The following is a 17,158-nucleotide window of genomic DNA, read 5'->3' as shown; positions in this document are numbered from 1 at the left end:
GCCGATCCTCGTTGGCCGAGCGCTCAGTTAGCTGCGTTTAGACTAGCGCAAGCCAGCCCCTTGCGGTGAGATCCCCAGATCCTGGATCCCTGTCTGCCTCAAGCCAACAGACGCCCGTCTCCAAGTCGGATAATGCGCTGGGCGGCTTGGGCCACTTCCAGGTCATGGGTAACCACGACAAGAGTAATGCCCTGGCGGTGGAGCTCGGCAAAAAGGTTGAGCACTTCCTGGCTGGTGTGGCTGTCTAGGGCGCCGGTGGGCTCATCAGCCAACAACAGTTGCGGTCGGTTGACGATGGCCCGGGCAATGGCCACCCGCTGTTGCTGGCCGCCGGAGAGCTGGGCTGGGCGCTGGTGCAGCTTGCTCCCCAAGCCCACCTGTTCTAAAGCTTGCTTGGCCCGCCGGCGCTGTTCTGGCTCCGGGATCCCGGCATAGGCCAAGGGGAGCATGACGTTCTCCAGTGCTGTCAGAACAGGCAGCAGATGAAACTGCTGGAAGACAAAGCCGATCTTTTGGTTGCGAATCCGGGCTAGCTCCCGATCCGTCAGAGTGGAAACCTCCACGCCGTCCAGCCAGTAGCGCCCTGAGCTGGGCCGATCCAAACAGCCCATGAGGTTCATCAGGGTGGACTTGCCGGAGCCGGAGGGCCCCATGATAGCACAGTGCTCCCCAGCCTCGATCACCAAGTCAATATCGTAGAGGGCCTGAAAGCTGCCTTCCGGCAGCGGATAGATCTTGTTCACCCCGACCATCCGCACCACGGGCGGGCGAGGCGAGGCCAAGGCGGCAGGGTGCTCCAGGGATCCCACGGGCCCCTGGTGACGATCTGCCCAGGGTTGTTGCTCAAGCATGGTTGACACCGCGACTGGCCCCATTCTAGCGAGCCTTTGGGCGGCAACTGCCCTGGTCCCTAGCCGGAAGAGCGGATCTCCTGCGGTTGGTGGTAGGGGCAGCTTCCTTGGGGATCCACCCGGAGACGGTAGAGGGGGGAGCGCTCCTGGTCGCAGCGAAGAACTTGGGTGTGGGCTGTCAAGATCTGGCGGGCAAAGCGGCAGTTCTGGCACCTCATGCCCCCGGCAGCGAAGACAGGGGCGGGTTTGGGGCGCGGCACGATGCCGGTGGCGGGGGCGGACTCTGCCGGGCGGATCAGCTCTCGCGGCGAAAGGCCGCGCAGGACCAGTTCAGATCCCTGCCAGCGGGCTTCCACCAGGCCGGTATCGGCCCAAGCGGCCCAACGGGGATCCTGGGCAATCTGAGGGGGCAGACGCACCTGCACACCAGCCAAGGCCCGGGGCGAGCCCTGTTCCTGCCAGATCTCTTCCACCTCCCCCTCGTAGCGCAAGGTGGGATCCCTGGGAGATTCTGACGGCTTGACTTGGGTTTGCAGGCGCCCGTCGGGTAACTCCAGCCAATGGCCGGGTTGAGGGCAGTGAACATGGTAACGGTTGCACAGCTCCGGCAGATCCGCCAGATCCTGCACCTGCTGGGGGCTGGCGTGCACCAAAACCACATGTTGGGGGCGAAAGGTGTGGACGATCTGGGTCAGATGCCCAACATCGTTGTGGCTGTGCCAGGCCAACCACTCCACCCCAATGCGGGAGCGCAGTGGCGCTGGCCATTGGTCAAAGGGGGTGGCCAACTCCACTTCCGGCAGCCGCACTAGCAAGCAGGAGCGCTGCGGTTGGGCCAGCAAGCGCGACCAGATGGGCTCCCAGGCTTCGGGCCCGGCGTCGGCATCGCACAGCAATAGGCCCTGGGGCAAGGGATCCACCTCCGTAAGGGGCTGCACCCGCGGCTGCAGGCGGTCTTCCCAGAACAAGGGCTGATAGGTGGCGAAATTGCGCACTGGCTCTGGCAGGTAGGGAAGCAAGCGTTCGTAGAGATCGCAGCCTGCGGCTAGCCCTGGCGCCACCCACACTGTCAGCTCTTGGGAAGCCTGGGTAAAGCGGTGGTGGGCTTTGAGGAGGAAAATCAACTCCTGGCCCAGCCCCAATACCGGCAGCGGAAACAGCACTGTCTGTCCTGCTGCCAAGGCGCTGATCAGGCGCTCCACCAGGCGGTTTTCCAGATGGCGACGGGGTGGATGGCGAGCGGATCCCAGCGAGGCTTCGATGAGCAGCACGTCCGGCTGCCAATGGCGCAAAGCGGCGAGATCCAAGCCGGGAGCAAAACGGGTAGAGGCCAGGGAACAGTCGCCGGTGTACACGCAGGTTTGGGCGGGGGCGGCTTGGGTGTTTTGCAACAGTGTCGTCGCCGCCCCCGGCAGGTGCCCGGCTGTGAAAAAGGTGAGCATCAGATGGGGCAAGATCTCCCGTGCCTGGCCAAAGGGCAGTGCCCGAAAGGGAGGAAAGCGAATTTCCCGGTCGTAGCCCGGCCAAACGCCCCGCTCCCACAGGCCGCTGGCCAAGTGGGCGGTCAGGGGGGTGGCATAGATAGGCACCTGCGGGTAGCGACGATAAAAGGCGGGCAGCCCCTGCAGGTGGTCAAAGTGAGCATGGCTGCAGATTACTGCATCCGGGATCCCTGGCAAGGCTTTGAGGAGAGCGGGAGCAGGCAAGCCACAATCGAGAAGCAAGCGGTGGGATCCCATCTCCAGCCAGTAGGCACACCCCTGCTGCCGGGGATCCGTGCCCAGGGGGATTAGTCGAAGGGGAGATCTCTCTGACTCCACAGATGTGTTGTTTTTAACTAGAAGACCACGCTCAATCCTGCAAACCACAAGGGCGGCTCGGACCGAGATCGCCCCTCTCCCCGGTACACCTCCCGGAAAAGCAAGGGCAACCTATGCCGATCCTGCTATCCTATCCTTCTTCCAGCATAGCTGTTGCCCACTGTACGCCGGGGCAGCCGGCAATTTTCTCTATGCTCTCCATGCAACAGCGGGATGATAGGGGAATTTGGCTTTGCCATGTGCCTGGCTTGGCAGCCCTAGGAGTTGGGGAGCGCATCTGTTGTTTCTTCCGGCGCCGGGTTGTGGCTACGCAAGGCAAAGCCGGCAAAATCGTGATCGTCCGGGCGCACCGTTAGAACCATCAAGTTGTAGAAGGCCCAGACTAGGCCAAACAGCAGCTCTAGCCAGGTTGGATCCCAGTTGCCAGCAAAGCGCAGGGCTCCCACCCCCATTGCTGCTAGTGTCAGCACAATGGCCAATGCCTGCGGGCCGAGAGAGAGTTGGGACGGCTGTTCGGGATAGGGGGGCACCCCCCGCAACGCCTGCACCAACGCCTGAATGGACTGGAAAAACTGGCTACCTGTCTGTCGTTCTGACTGCCACGCAGCCCCCCACAGAGAGGGAGGAAAAGCCAACAGCCAGGTGAGCCGCCCTAGAAGGGCGTAGGGCAAAAACCAGGCAAAAAAGACCCTATCAAAGGCCGGCACCGGCATCCAGCCCGTGCAGAGAAAGAGGATCGGCACCGCCAAATAGGCCAGCTCTGCCACGCCGCCAGCAGCCCAGAGGGCCAGCCACAGGTACTGAAAGCGCTGCTGCTGCGTAGTTGGCTTGCCCCAGAAGGGATTTTCCCGCAAGGCCGAAAAAATCGCCAGCAGAGCCACGCGGCGGTTGCGCAGGGGCAACAAAACGCCGGTGACCTGGGCCTGGCGCACCAGGTGGGACTGCCAGCCGCGGCAGTGCATCTGACACCCCAACTGCACAGGGCGGCGAATGTCAATTTGCGGGATCCCCTCCAAAGCCGCCCGCCGAATGAGACAGCCGGATCCCAGCAGCGGTGCCGCCTGGTAGCCTTGGGATCCCACCGCCAAAAGCTGCTGTAGGGGGTGAACGGCCTGGGGCCGGCCCAGGGTGCGCAGCATCGCCTGCACAAAGCCGGTGGCATTGGCGATGGGAGCCCGCTCCGGTGAGTCATAAAACAGGGGCAACGTCTGCCACAAAAAATCCGGCTCGACAAAATGGCCCGGCTGCAACAGCAGCAGATATTCTCCCTGGATCTGGCCGGATCCCAGCAGGTAGGCTAGGGGATCGGTCGTGGGGGTGGGGCAAGGCCAGTACTCGCAGGGGATGGCCTGTGCCACCTTGGCCATCTCTCCGTCTTCCACCCGATCCACAATATGGACAAACAGTCGCTCCCAGGGGTAGTCCAGGCGCAGAGCCGAGAGCACCGTCTGCCGGGTCGCTTCCAGAGAATCCCGCTGGCGCATCACCAGCACATCCACCCGCGGCAGTTGAAAAAACGACCGCCGCAGCACCTCTGGCCCTGGCACCGCCTTTTGCCTCACCTGGGAATAGCGGCTGAGGATAAAGCCCACCGCCGCCAGCCAAACGTACAGCTCCGCCCCCCAAAACACAAGGGATCCCAGGCCTGTCAGCCCCTCGGTGATGCGCCAGTAAAGGTACGCCACCCCAGCGATAAGGTGGAGCAACCCCACTCCCCGAAACAAAGACATCCGCATAGCCGCAGATCTCACAGGCGCTCCACACAGTGCTGGGCATTGGGCCGGGCCCAGATCTGCCCCCTTTGCCCACAGACAGGCCAGGGGATGTGACAAATTGAGCTATCTTGGGCAGTCGCCCGGCCAGAACAGGTCAAGTCGCTGCCTATTGGGCAGCCGTCTCAACCGGGTAGACACTCACCTTTTTCCGCCACTTGCCGTAGCGCTCAAAGGTGACAATGCCGGTGGCTACCGCAAACAAAGTGTCATCGCCGCCGATGCGCACGTTCACCCCTGGGTGAAACTTGGTGCCCCGCTGTCTCACCAGGATGTAGCCGGGATGCACCAGCTCGCCGCCAAAGCACTTCACCCCCAGCCGCTTGGCATTGGAGTCGCGGCCGTTGCGGGTGCTGCCGGTTCCTTTCTTGTGAGCCATAATGCCTCCTGTGCAAGTGTGTCGTCGCCGAAGATAAGTTGCGATCCTAAAGTTTAGGGCCTATTCCTCCGCCTCGGGGATCCCGGCTGCAGCAGTTGCCGTTTCAGAAGTGGATGGCGAGGCAGCCTGAGCGGCGGCGAGGGGCGTCCCGTTGAGTTCGATGGACTCGATCAGCACACGGGTGAGCATCTGCCGGTGTCCCCTTTTCTTGCGGGTCTTTTTCTTCGGCCTCATTTTGTAGACGAGGATCTTGGCGCTACGGCGGTGCTGCAGAACCCGCGCCCTGACCACGGCCTCGGCAATATAGGGACGGCCCAGGGTTACCTGTCCCTCATGGTTAATCAACAACACCTGGGACAGGGTCAAAGGGCTGTTCTCTTCTATGCCGGGCAGGCGATCGATGTCGTAAAAGCGCCCCGGCTCTACCCAAAGCTGCTTGCCACTGGTTTCCACAATCGCGTAGGTCATGCCTTTTCCTTGCCGTACAGGTGCCCCTGCGGGTCTTGAAACCTGATCCGAGCATTGACAGCGATTTTTAATGCTAGCGGAAAAACCTGCCTCCTGTCAGCTAGGGCTATTCCCTCACCCCCATCCCCTCTCCCAAAGGGAGTCAGCCCAAGCGCTCCGCGCCGCTCACGCGAACACCCCCGGCCCCTCTCCCAAAGGGAGAGGGGAGTTGGAGCATCACTCGGTTAGCTTCTCCCAGGCGGCCTGAAGGGCAGCTTGCATGCGCTGGGCGGCGCGGCTGAGGCGCTGTTGCCAGGTTGTCCATTTTTGCTGCAAAAACTCTGCCGCCTCATCCAGCAGGGAAAGGTCAAACTTGCCCCCTTTGGCCAGCTCGTCTCGCACCTGCTTGACCTTGACACGCACCACCTCCGGCGGATCCTGGGGGCCGACCAGGGCTTTGAGGCGATCCCCCATGCGCTGGATGAGCTGCTTGACTTGGCGGGATTTTTCGCTCCAAAAGTTCTTTAGGCCCTCAGTCTCCGATTTGAGGCGCTGGGGAGCATCTTCCTTGACCACCACCGCGTCCACGTCGATCGCCTCTACATCCTCAGGTAAGAGGACGGCGCGCCCTCCCCAGGGCTCAGCAATGCTGCCCCCCAGGATGTAAGCAGCAATGGATCCGGTCTCCCAGTCGAAGAGAAAATCCTCAATCCAACCCACCGGCTGATCCCCAATGCGCACTGTGCGCCGGTAGAGGGAGCTGAGGGGCGTTGCCGGGGTGGCAAAGACGGCGGAGTAGGTCAGCAGCGCGTCCGGCCCGATGAGTGAGATCTGCTCCAGGGGAGTGTAGCCCTGCTGGCTGGTGAAGTAGCAGACCCGTCCCTGGGGATCGACCCAGATTTCTTCGACGGTGCCCAGGGCCGTGGCGGTGCTGCCATCCAGGGCCAGCAGGCCCACCACTTGGCTGCGTCGGACGATTTGTTCCATAGAGAAATTCTCCTGACTTGCGGGATTCAAGGGGGATGGAGGCTTGGGCTGCTTAGCCTCCGCGGTAGTAGTGTAGCTGCGCCCTAAGGCGGGCAATCTCCTGGGCCATGTCCAAGACCATCGCTGCCCCAACCCAGTTGAGGCCCAAGTCGCGATGCAGACGGATCATCTGCACCAGGCGCCGCAGTTGCTGGGGGGTGAGGTAGCTGCTTTCGGCTTCCACCAAACCCTGAGCCAGCAGCCACTCCAAGAGGTGGGGCGGGATCCCAGCTACTTCGCTGGCCTGCTCAAAGGTATAGAGCCGTTCTTCCACCCGCACAATGGCCAAGCTCATAGCTTCACCTCCTGCAAGTAGGCGCGGGGATCCCAGCTCCGATTTTGCCGCAGTTTCTCGTAGAGATCCCGCTCAGTGGGGGAGAGGGATTTGGGCGTGACAACCTTTAGCCGCACCAGCAGGTCACCTCGCTGCCCTTGGGGATCCCGCCAGCCTTGGCCGCGCAGCCGCAGGGTTTGGCCGCTATCGACACCGGCAGGGATCTTCAGTTGCACCCGACCGGTGGGGGTGGGCACTTCCGCCGTGCCGCCCAAAACTGCCTCATCGGGCGTGATGGGCAGCTCGCAGAGCAGGTTGTCGCCGTCAAAGCGGAAGAAGGAGTGGGGAGGCAGCTCCAGGGTGAGGTAGAGATCCCCCCTCGGCCCGCCAAAGGGGCTATATTGGCCTTTGCCCTTGACGCGGATGCGACTGCCCGGTTTGGCGCCGGGAGGAATGCGGATGGTGAGGGTTTCGCCATCCACGCTCAGCCGCTTTTGGGTGCCGTGGAAAGCTTCTGCCCAGGTGAGGCCTAGCGTGGCTTCTACGTCTTGCCCTGGCAGATCCACCGAGACGAACGGCCCAAACCCGGTGGTGAAACCCTGGAAGCCGCCGCGGCGGGATCCCATGCGGCCCAGCAGCTCGTTGATAAAGTCCTCGAAGGTGGCGTACTGGGCAAATCCCTCCATGCCCGGCCCTGCTGCGGCACCGCTGCCCACCCGTTGCCAGTACTGGCCAAACTGGTCGTAGCGCCGCCGCTTGTCGGGATCCGAGAGCACCTCGTAGGCTTCGTTGATCTCCTTGAAGCGCTCCTCGGCTGCCTTGTTGCCGGGGTTAACGTCGGGGTGATACTGGCGAGCCAGCTTGCGATAGGCGCGCTTGATCTCCTCTAAAGAAGCATCTCGGCTGACGCCCAGGATCTGGTAGTAGTCCTTGAAATCGCTCGCAGCCATAAGCTCACCCCTACGAAATCAGGTTAAGGCTTTTCAGGATACTTCTCAGAATGTAAGGTGGGTATTGAAGAGACGGAGCCACGGCGGGGCAGTTGGCTCTGCCCCTGCTGTTGAGAAGCTATCTGGGCTAGGGCTTGCGCCTGGAAAAGATTCCCTTGTCGTCCCTTGTGAAAACTTGTTTAACCTTTTCCCAAGCCTTGAGCAGGGCCTGGGTGACAGGGTTGCCCTCTGCCTTGGCCTGGTTATAGGCTTCCACAAAGGTTTGCTGGGCTTCTTCTGAGAGATCGGCGCGGATTTCTGGGGAGATGGTCTCCGGCGTCAGGTTGCCTTCTGGCTCACTAGGCAAGTTCAAGTCGGCAGTGGCCACCTCTTCGCCGCCGGCACTTTGCAACAGCAAGTAGATTTCGCCGGCTTTTTCCTCCGGCACCTGCACCACCAAGAGGAACTCACCTGCTTGCACCCGGGTTTGGTAGATGGCAGCTTTCTCCTGCGGCATGCCCAGGGCAATGAGGGCGGATCCCAGCCCCGCTCCCAGCGCCCCGTAGAGAGCGCCGCCGGTTGCCCCCAGCAGCGCCGCTCCCAAAGGTCCAGCGGCCACCACCGCTCCCAAAAAGGGAATAAACAGCACCCCTACGCCTGTAAGTAGCCCCAACAGGGATCCAAACAGGGATCCATAAATAGCGCCGCTGGTCAACCCGTCGAGAACCACATCCTTGCGGGTGATAAAGCCGCTGATTTTGGCTTCCGTTTGAAAATTGCGGCCAATGATGGAGATGCGATCGTTGGGGATGCCGCGGTTGAGCAGGCGCTGGATGCACTCTTGGACTTTGGCTTCTTCTTTAAAAACGGCAGAAACGCACTTTTTGGGGGCTTGGGCGAAGGCGCTCATAAAGTCTCCTGGGAAAGTTTTGGCCGAGAAGGCTGAGGGCAGCTTTTGGCAAGCTTTTCCCCTCTTTGCCTATGCTGCCCATTATCTCCCTCGGTTGCCCCAGCGGGAGTCGAGGGATCGCGAAACTCCTGGAGCGATCTCCGTACTGAGGAGGCCTGCCCAAGCGCCCCGCGCCGCTGGCCCTCACCCCCAGCCCCTCTCCCTCAGGGACATCCCAAGCGCTCCGCGCCACTCACGCGACCACCCCCAGCCCCTCTCCCTCAGGGAGAGGGGAGTTGGGAATCGAGGTCGCGGCTAGAGGGATCCAAGACCTTGCCTCAAGCCGCAGCAGACCCCACTCAAAAAGTCCAGATCTAGGGTCTCAAGGGTGTCGCTGAGCTTGTGGTAGTGGGGGTTGCGCAAGAAGGCGGTGTCGGTCACCATAACTGCAGGGTAGCCTGCATCCCAAAAGGGGGAGTGGTCGCTAAGGCGGGTAAGCGGCAGGATCAAACCCCGCTGGCCGGCTGGCAACCAGCAACACGGGATCCCCGCCTGCTGAAAACTGTGCTGTAGCCTCAGCAGATTCCCCAGGGCGGGCCAGTTGCCAATGAGGCCGATGTAATCCCCCCGGTCAGGGTAGAGCCGCTCCAGGCCAGCGGGGTAGCGCTGGGATCCGGGCGTGGGATCCCGGTAGCCCAGCATCTCCAGAGAGAGCATTAGCCGCAGGGGTTGGCGCTGTTGTCTAAGAAAGCGGGCGTAGGCTTTGCTCCCCAGCAGGCCCCGCTCTTCTAGGTCGAAGGCCACTAGCCACAGGGGGGAAAGGGCGGGATGGGTGGCAAAATGGCGGGCCAGCTCCAGCAGCACCGCTACACCGCTGGCGTTGTCGTCGGCTCCAGGGGTGGCCGGGGCAGCGTCAAAATGAGCCCCGACCAGAATGGGCGATCGGCGGGGATGGGATCCCGGCAATTTCAAGATCCAGTTGCGGTGCTGGCAGCCCCGAGCCTCGAAGGAAAAAGATTCTACAAGCCCATAGCGGGAAAGCTCCTCTTGGATGTAGCGCTCCACCTGGCTGTGGCCCAGGGGCGACCAGTCGGGATCCCGTGGCTGGGCCACTTGCCGCAGGTGATCCCGGAGGCGCTGTTGCAGATGGGGATCTTGGATCACTTTTCTTGCTCGGCAAGGGCTTGGGCATGAACCTGGCGGGCCAGCTCCAGGGTGAAGTAGCGGTGGGATCCTGCCCTTCCCGCCAGCACCTGAAACGGCAACTCAGGCTCCCCCAGGTGATCCAGCACCAAGGCTGCTCCGGAAAAGTCTTGCTCCCGAGTGTAATCGTTAACCGTCACCACGGCAGGGATGCCCGCCTGCTGGGCCGAGCGCAGCCCGTTTTCGGAGTCCTCAAAGGCCAGGCACTCCTGGGGGCGCAGCCCCATCTGTTTCAGCGTGTAGAAGTAGATGTCGGGGGCGGGCTTTTTGGCGGGGACAATATCGCCGGCAGCAATCACCTCAAACCAGCTCAGGCTCTCCGGCAGGGTGTGCTCCAGAAGGGCCGTCACGTTTTCGGGCGTGGTGGTGGTGGCGATGGCCAGGCGGATCCCGGCGGCCTTGGCCTCCTGCAAGAGGCGCTTGACTCCGGGGCGCAAGGGGATCCCTCCTTGGGCCAGCAGAGCTGTGTAGTGGCGGGTCTTGGCCTGGTGCAGCCGGGCTATTAGGGCCGTCAGGTCTTCCCCGGCAGGCAGCGGCGGCTGACAGGTCTCGACGAAGTGGCGAATGCGCTCTTTGCCGCCCGTAATAGCCAGGAGTTGGCCGTAGAGCTCCACCGACCAGTGCCAGTCCAAGCCTGCCTCGGCAAAGGCGGCGTTAAAGGCCACGCGGTGCCCATCCCGCTCCGTATCCGCCAGCGTGCCATCCACGTCGAAAATCAAAGCTTGCAGTTCCATGCGCACCCCCCGTTCCCACCCCGCCAGCCTCCTGTCAACTGGGCAGGCGACCCTATGCTACCTCATGGTTTGGATGCTCTCAGCCAGGTTCCTGGGAAGGCCAACAAGATGAGAAAATGAGGCACCGGTTATCCAAGTCTCGCCATGAGCTTCGATTTTGACTTAATCATCATCGGTGCCGGCGTCGGCGGCCACGGCGCGGCGCTGCATGCTGTCGAGTCCGGCCTCAAAACCGCCATCGTCGAGTGCGCCGAAATGGGCGGCACCTGTATCAACCGCGGCTGCATCCCCTCCAAGGCTCTGCTGGCTGCCTCCGCCCGCCTGCGGGAACTGCAACACAGCGCTGGGCTGGGCATCCAAGTGGGATCCGTCCAGGCTAACCGGGGGGCGATTGCCAATCACGCCACCCAGGTGGTGGAGAAGATCCGCGCCGACATGACTCGCTCCCTGGAGAAGCTGGGGGTAACAATCCTGCGAGGGCGGGGCAGGCTGGCGGGATCCCAAATGGTTGAAGTCCAGGAAGAGAAGGGATCTCGAACCTACACGGCGCGGGATGTGATTCTGGCCACGGGTTCCCGACCCTTTGTGCCGCCGGGGATCCAAGTAGATGGCCGCACGGTGTTTACCAGTAACGAGGCGGTGCGGTTGGAGTGGATCCCGGAGCGGCTGGCCATCATCGGCAGCGGCTACATTGGCCAGGAGTTTGCCGACGTCTACACGGCGCTGGGATCCCAGGTCATTCTCATCGAGGCCCTGGAAACCCTGATGCCGGCCTTTGACCCCGACATTGCCCGCCTGGCCCAGCGGGTGCTGATCAAACCCAGGCAAATCCAGACCTATGTGGGCGTGCTGGCCAAGCAGGTGATCCCTGGCCAGCCGGTGACGATCCACCTCTCTAACGGCGAAACGCTGCAGGTAGATGCCTGCCTGGTGGCCGCTGGGCGGATCCCGGTCTCAGAGGGGCTGGGCTTGGCGGAGCTGGGGGTGGAGTTAGACAAGCGCGGCTTTGTACCCGTAGATAGCCGCATGGCCACCGAATTGCCCCACCTCTGGGCCATTGGCGATGTGACGGGCAAGCTGATGCTGGCCCACGCGGCGGCAGCCCAGGGGCGGGTGGCGGTGGAAAACATCTGTGGCCGCTCCGCCTATATGGATTACTTGAGCATCCCAGCAGCGGTGTTTACCCACCCGGAGATGGGCTTTGTGGGGCTAACCGAGCCCCAGGCCAAAGCCGAGGGCTATAGCGTGGGCACGGTGCGCACCTACTTTGGCGGCAACTCCAAGGCCATTGCCTCTGGCGAGACGGAGGGCATGGTCAAGCTGGTCTTTGACAAGGAGACGGGTCTCCTGCTGGGATCCCACATCTTTGGGCCCCATGCTGCGGATCTCATCCACGAGGCGGCCCAGGCCATCGCCCGCCGCGCCACGGTGCAAGAGCTGGCCCGCCTGGTGCACGTTCACCCCACCCTGGCAGAGACGCTGGAGGAAGCCTACCGGCGAGCTGCCCATAGCTTGGCAGTAGCCTAGCCGTGGCCTGCTGCCAACCAACACGGGCCAACTTGACGGCCAAAGCTGGTCTAATAGGATAGGGGGGAAGAGGTGGGAGGACGTGGCTTTGGCCAGCGAAGCGGAGATTACCCGGGCGGTGCAGGCCCAGTACGAGGCGTTTCCCTACCCGCCCGTTCCCTACGACCGGCCCTTTGAGGGCTTTTCCAGCCTAGGCAGCTACATCCTCGCCCAATATGCCCGCACCCGCACTTTGCAAGAGCCGACCGGGGCCAGATTTTTGGTGGCTGGCTGCGGCACCGGCTGGGAGGTACACGGCATTGCCGCCAGCAACCCCGGCTATGGCGCCGTGGTCGGGATCGATCTCAGCCGCCCGGCCCTAGAGATTGCCCAGAAACGGATCAAGTACCACGGCCTGCGCAACTGCTCGGTGCACTACGGGGATCTCATGGATCCCTCCACTTGGCCGGAGGGGAGCTTCGACATGATCAGCTCCTATGGGGTGATCCACCACACCGCCGATCCGGTCAAGGCTTTGAGAAACTTGGCCTCGCGCCTAGCTCCCGAGGGGGTAATGGCGCTGATGCTCTACAACCGTTCCGGCCGTTGGCATGTCTACCGCATTCGCCGCGCTCTGGAGCTGCTGGGGATTACTCCGCCGGCCACGCCGGAAAAGATTGAATTTGTGCGGCAATTGTTAAAGGCAGCCCATCCCAATTCCCTGCTAGCCCGGCATGCCAAGGCCCACGAGGAATACTACTCGGCAGACGAAAACATCGTCGACAACTTCTTCCACGCCAACGACATTCCTTTTGACATTGGCGAGATCCCCGACCTTTTGGCCCAGGCGGGTCTGGAGTTTATCGATGTCGCCCCCTACTTGGATTATTGGAATGCCAAGCCCTTAATTGCCGCCACCCACCCGGAGTTCCACCGCCGCTACGAAGCCCTCTCCCGCATTGACCAACTGCGGGTTATCGAGTACTTGGAGCCCCTCTACCACACGCAAAATCTCTTTTGGTGCTGCCACCAGGGCAAGAAGCTGGCCAACTGGGATCCCTTCACAGCCGAGTTTTTCCGCAGCTCCCGTTGGCAGCTCAACCCCCTCTTTCTCCAGCACGGCCAGGTGCGCTACTGGGATCGCAAAATCCCCTTTTCGGATCTGCTGGGCAAGGTGGATCCCGCCCAGATTGTGACCCAAAAGTTGGACATCTTCTGGCCCATTGCTCGGATCCCGGGCAAGATGATCGCCTCCAGCCGCTACCAGGTCGTGGAGCTGCTGCTCCCCTTAGCCAAGCAGGCCCGCTCTGGCGCTGAGATTTTGGAGCAGCACGCCGAGAGAGCCGAGCATGTTCTCCGCCTCTTTCGCGAGTGGGAAGCCGACCGCCTGGTTCTAAGAGTTGCTCTCTAGAAGGGCAGGGGGTGGAGGCTAAGCGCTCTGCCGGCCACCCACAATGGCGCGGCAGCGGATATAGGGCCCTCCAGCATCCACCTTGGCCGGCTGACCCTTGCCGCAGTGGCCGGATCCCAAGTCCCACAGGAAATCCCGCGACACAGCATCCACCGACTGCAACACCTCAAAGGCATTGCCGGTAATGGTAACCCCTCGCAGCAGCTCTGCTAGCTTGCCGTTGCGAATGCGGTAGGCCCGCTCCACGCCAAACATGAACTCACCCGTGGAGTCGGCTTGCCCATTCCTGGCCCCATCCAGGAAGTAGCCGTCAGGTGTGCTAGCAAGGATCTCCTCCAAGGTTTGGGATCCCGGCTCAAGGTAGGTGTTGCGCATGCGGATAAGCGGCTCGTCGGCATACTCCCAGGCGCGGGCGTTGCCGGTGGGCTCGACGCCAAAGTAGGCAGCCGTTTCGCGGTTGTGCAGGTAGCTCACCAAGATGCCGTTCTGGATGATGGTGGTGGTTTGGGTGGGAACGCCCTCATCGTCCACCGGCAGCGTTCCCCCTGCCCCTGGCATGAATTCCGAACGGCCGGAGTCCTTGAGGGTAACCAGTTCGCTGGCTACCTGCTGCCCCAGCTTGCCGGCTGCTACCGAGCCCGCCAAGACAAAATCCGCCTCGACCGTGTGGCCAATGGCCTCGTGCACCAGCAGCCCCACGATGGAAGGGGACAAGATGACTGTGGCCCATCCTCCCTCGGCGTAGCCTGCAGAGAGGAGATCGACCGCGGTGGCAGCCGCCTTCTCCGACATCTGCAAGGGATCCGTCCGAAAAAGGCAATCCCACCCCCCGGTAACACCAATGGACTCGGCGCCGCTGCTCAGTTGGCCATCCGCCTCGGCCACCGCCTGGATCCGCAGTTCAGGGCGCACCAGACGAAAGGCCACATCCGCCCCATCTGTAGTAACAATGGCTTTTTCCTCGTAGATCTCGTTGTAGGTGCAACTGGCCGAGGTAATGCGAGCAGAGGACTTGCGGGCTTGGGCTTCCGTTTCCAAAACCAACTGGATCTTGGCCTCTAGGGGCTTGTTGACCACCTCCTCCACGCCGGGCTCGCAGAACTCTCCCTGGGCCAGGGCTACGCTGGGCAAAGCCTTCAGCTTCTGTTTGCGGCAGTCGGCGCTGGCACGGGCCGCCTGCTGGGCTTCGGCAATGGCCTTGCGAATGGCGGCTGGGGAGAGATCCCCGGTGGCAGCAAAGCCCCAGGTGCCGGCCTCCAGCACCCGCACCCCCACCCCTGAGCGCCGCCGAACCGCCGTCCGCTCAATGCGGCCCTTTTCCGCCGTAACGCTGCGAAAGACTTTGCTGTGGTAGCGCAGTTCCACCAAGCCGGAGTAATCCCGAAGGATGTCGCGCAGGAGATCTCGCATGGCCCTAAGGGGAAGGACGGTACTTCCAGCATACCCTTTTTAGGTCGAGCTCTCAGCCGGCTGGGGCGGCTGCCACTTCAGCACCAAGGTCGAAAGAGGAGGCAAACAGAGCTCAAGCGAGTAGGGCAGGTTGTGGTAGGGCCAGTCATCTGTCCACTTACCCCCTAGGTTGCCAACGCCGCTGCCCCAGAACTCCACCGCGTCGCTGTTGAGCAGTTCCTGGTAAAACCCTCGCTGCGGCACGCCAATGCGGTAATTCGGCCAAACCACCGGTGTAAAGTTACAGACTACCACTAGCCACTCCTTGGGATCCTCCCCATAGCGGATAAAGGAGATAATGCCCCGATGGTCGCTGCAGTCAATCCAGCGGAACCCTTCTGGCTTGGTGTCTTGAGTGTAGAGAGCTGGCTGCGAGCGCAAGAGATGGTTGAGGGTGGCTACGTAGTGGCGCAGCTTGGCGTGGGGCTCATACTGCAGCAGCTTCCAGTCTAGATCTGCCCAAACATTCCACTCGTTCCACTGGCCAAACTCCATGCTCATAAACAAAGTTTTCTTGCCGGGGTGGGTGAACATGTAGCCGTAGAGGGCCCGCAAACTGGCAAACTTGTGCCACATATCCCCTGGCATTTTGCCCAACATGTGGCTTTTGCCGTGCACCACCTCATCGTGGGAAAAAGCCAGCATGTAATTTTCGCTAAAGGCATACATGAGGCTGAAAGTCACTAGGTTGTGATGGAACTGGCGAAACCAGGGATCCATGCGGAAATAGTCCAGCATGTCGTGCATCCAGCCCATGTTCCACTTGAGGTTAAAGCCCAGACCACCCACATGGGTTGGCCAGGTTACCATTGGCCAGGCAGTGGATTCCTCGGCAATGGAAAGAACGCCAGGGTAGTACTTGAAGATAAGGGTGTTGAGCTGGCGAAGGAAGTCAATCGCCTCCAAATGCTCTCGCCCACCGTAGGAGTTGGGGATCCAGTCTTTGCGGTCGTAATCCAGATAGAGCATTGAGGCCACCGCATCCACCCGAATGCCGTCGATGTGGTATTTGTCAAACCAAAAGAGGGCATTGGCTATTAGATAGTTGCGCACCTCGTTGCGGCCGTAGTTGAAAACCAAAGTGCCCCAGCCCTTGTGCTCGCCCTTGCGGGGGTCGGCATGCTCGTAGAGGTGGGTACCGTCAAAAAAGGCCAGCCCATGCCCATCTTTGGGGAAATGCCCCGGCACCCAATCGACAATGACGCCGATCCCTTCCTGGTGGGCGCGATCGACAAAGTACATGAAGTCTTGGGGCAATCCGTAGCGGGAGGTTACCGCGTAGTAGCCAATAACCTGGTAGCCCCAGGAGCCGTCGAAGGGATGCTCGGCCACAGGTAAGAGCTCGATGTGGGTAAAGCCCAGCTCCTTGACATAGGGGATCAACTTGTCCGCCAGCTCCCGGTAGGTGAGAAAGCGGGTGTTGGGCTTTTGATCCAGCGGCACCAGGTGCCCATCGGCGGGGGGGTCTTCCGTTGAGGCGTGCATCCAGGATCCCAGATGCACCTCGTACACCGAGATGGGCGAGCGCAGGGGGTCGGTGGCAGCCCGCTTTTCCAGCCACTCCTGGTCGTGCCAGGTATAGGTGTGGAGCTCGGCTACAATCGAGCCGGTTTTGGGTCGCACCTCCTGCTGAAAGCCATAGGGATCTGACTTTTCGTAGATATCCCCCCAGGCAGTTTTCACCTCGTACTTGTAGACGGCTCCTGGCCCAATGCCGGGGATGAACACCGCCCAGATGCCACTTTCGCCCAGCCGCTTCATTTGGTGTTGGCGGCCATCCCAGTGGTTGAAGTCGCCGATAACGCTGACATTGCGGGCGTTGGGAGCCCAGACGGCAAAGTGGACTCCCTGAACCCCATCTACGCTGATGGGATGGGCGCCCAACTTCTCGTAGATGCGGTGGTGGTTGCCCTCGTTGAAGAGGTAGCGATCCAGCTCACCGATGTGGTTGACCTTCTCCAGGGGAAAGCGATAGGGATCCTCCCACTCTTCCAAGTGCTGGCCCTCTGGATCCCAAACCCGCTGCGCCCGCAGAAAGTAGTCTGGAACCGGCGTGCCAGGCGCAAAGCGCAGCTCAAACAACGTTTCTGGATGCAGCGGCTGCATCGGGTGGGCCTGCCCAGTGGCGCGTTCCACCAGCCAAACCTGTTTGGCATTGGGCACCAGGGCGCGCACCAGCCAGAAGGACACCTCCCCCTGCTCTATCTGCTGCGGCCCCAAAACAGCATAGGGATCCCGCCACTGGTTGGTGACGAACTGAAGCACTTGTTCGGCAGACAGGAGAAAGCCCATCGGCAAGCTTCAATAAAGCAACAATCTCAGTCTAGCGGTGCTCGGCTGCCACTTTTGGTAGCGCAGGGATTGCCGGAGCCATGGCGGTAGCAGCCAAACCTTTCTGCCCCTGGGAAAACCTGCTAGAGTTGGGAGGGGGTAATTCTCCTCCTTGCCAGCGAGATTGGTTGGCTTGT

The 17,158-nt window shown here is 61.7% G+C and carries 15 protein-coding genes; 2 read left to right on the top strand and 13 right to left on the bottom strand.

The window, feature by feature from the left end; all coding sequences use genetic code 11:
* Nucleotides 1-98: 98 nt before the first annotated feature.
* From NW852_RS03430 to NW852_RS03380, 11 genes are all read right to left on the bottom strand, one after another.
* Nucleotides 99-851 (bottom strand): ABC transporter ATP-binding protein, encoded by a 753-nt coding sequence (locus tag NW852_RS03430; RefSeq protein ID WP_414363899.1) that lies wholly within the window; start codon nucleotides 849-851, stop codon nucleotides 99-101.
* 59 nt (nucleotides 852-910) lie between these two features.
* The gene (locus tag NW852_RS03425) at nucleotides 911-2,671 is read right to left on the bottom strand and encodes an MBL fold metallo-hydrolase (protein ID WP_414378013.1); all 1,761 of its coding nucleotides are present in this window, start codon (nucleotides 2,669-2,671) and stop codon (nucleotides 911-913) included.
* 257 nt (nucleotides 2,672-2,928) lie between these two features.
* Nucleotides 2,929-4,407 (bottom strand): cellulose synthase, encoded by a 1,479-nt coding sequence (locus NW852_RS03420; protein ID WP_414426470.1) that lies wholly within the window; start codon nucleotides 4,405-4,407, stop codon nucleotides 2,929-2,931.
* A gap of 145 nt (nucleotides 4,408-4,552) precedes the next feature.
* Entirely contained in the window at nucleotides 4,553-4,822 is a 270-nt protein-coding gene (gene rpmA / locus NW852_RS03415) for a 50S ribosomal protein L27 (RefSeq protein WP_414363896.1), read from the bottom strand.
* A 60-nt stretch (nucleotides 4,823-4,882) separates the two neighbouring features.
* Nucleotides 4,883-5,290 (bottom strand): 50S ribosomal protein L21, encoded by a 408-nt coding sequence (gene rplU, locus NW852_RS03410; protein ID WP_414363895.1) that lies wholly within the window; start codon nucleotides 5,288-5,290, stop codon nucleotides 4,883-4,885.
* 216 nt (nucleotides 5,291-5,506) lie between these two features.
* Nucleotides 5,507-6,256 carry a photosystem reaction center subunit H gene (locus tag NW852_RS03405; protein ID WP_414371091.1) on the bottom strand — a complete coding sequence of 250 codons (750 nt, stop codon included), beginning with the start codon at nucleotides 6,254-6,256 and terminating at the stop codon, nucleotides 5,507-5,509.
* Nucleotides 6,257-6,308: 52 nt separating this feature from the next.
* Nucleotides 6,309-6,590 (bottom strand): chaperone modulator CbpM, encoded by a 282-nt coding sequence (locus tag NW852_RS03400; RefSeq protein ID WP_414363893.1) that lies wholly within the window; start codon nucleotides 6,588-6,590, stop codon nucleotides 6,309-6,311.
* Entirely contained in the window at nucleotides 6,587-7,519 is a 933-nt protein-coding gene (locus tag NW852_RS03395; protein ID WP_414426469.1) for a DnaJ C-terminal domain-containing protein, read from the bottom strand. Before NW852_RS03395 ends, NW852_RS03400 begins: the two co-directional genes overlap by 4 nt.
* Before the next feature lie 127 nt (nucleotides 7,520-7,646).
* On the bottom strand, nucleotides 7,647-8,408 hold the full coding sequence (locus tag NW852_RS03390; protein ID WP_414363891.1) for a ChaB family protein: 762 nt from the start codon (nucleotides 8,406-8,408) through the stop codon (nucleotides 7,647-7,649).
* 294 nt (nucleotides 8,409-8,702) lie between these two features.
* Nucleotides 8,703-9,551 (bottom strand): M28 family peptidase, encoded by an 849-nt coding sequence (locus NW852_RS03385; RefSeq protein ID WP_414371094.1) that lies wholly within the window; start codon nucleotides 9,549-9,551, stop codon nucleotides 8,703-8,705.
* Complete coding sequence (locus NW852_RS03380) at nucleotides 9,548-10,324, bottom strand: HAD family hydrolase (protein ID WP_414371125.1); 777 nt, start codon at nucleotides 10,322-10,324, stop codon at nucleotides 9,548-9,550. Before NW852_RS03380 ends, NW852_RS03385 begins: the two co-directional genes overlap by 4 nt.
* A 144-nt stretch (nucleotides 10,325-10,468) precedes the next feature.
* On the opposite strand from NW852_RS03380, the gene lpdA reads away from it, so the two are divergent.
* The gene (lpdA, locus tag NW852_RS03375; protein WP_414371096.1) at nucleotides 10,469-11,851 is read left to right on the top strand and encodes a dihydrolipoyl dehydrogenase; all 1,383 of its coding nucleotides are present in this window, start codon (nucleotides 10,469-10,471) and stop codon (nucleotides 11,849-11,851) included.
* A gap of 82 nt (nucleotides 11,852-11,933) precedes the next feature.
* Nucleotides 11,934-13,241, top strand: a complete 1,308-nt coding sequence (locus NW852_RS03370; protein WP_414363888.1) for a class I SAM-dependent methyltransferase — start codon at nucleotides 11,934-11,936, stop codon at nucleotides 13,239-13,241.
* Between the two features lie 18 nt (nucleotides 13,242-13,259).
* On the opposite strand, the gene NW852_RS03365 is transcribed toward NW852_RS03370, so the two are convergent.
* Nucleotides 13,260-14,651, bottom strand: a complete 1,392-nt coding sequence (locus tag NW852_RS03365; RefSeq protein WP_414363887.1) for a TldD/PmbA family protein — start codon at nucleotides 14,649-14,651, stop codon at nucleotides 13,260-13,262.
* A 39-nt stretch (nucleotides 14,652-14,690) separates the two neighbouring features.
* Nucleotides 14,691-16,982, bottom strand: coding sequence for a 1,4-alpha-glucan branching protein GlgB (glgB, locus tag NW852_RS03360; RefSeq protein WP_414363885.1), 2,292 nt, complete (start codon nucleotides 16,980-16,982; stop codon nucleotides 14,691-14,693).
* Nucleotides 16,983-17,158 lie beyond the last annotated feature (176 nt).

Source organism: Synechococcus sp. H60.1, assembly GCF_047462335.1.
Taxonomy (GTDB): Bacteria; Cyanobacteriota; Cyanobacteriia; order Thermostichales; family Thermostichaceae; genus Thermostichus.
Note: the sequence above shows the minus strand (reverse complement) of the source record. Positions and strands in the feature narration are given on the sequence as shown.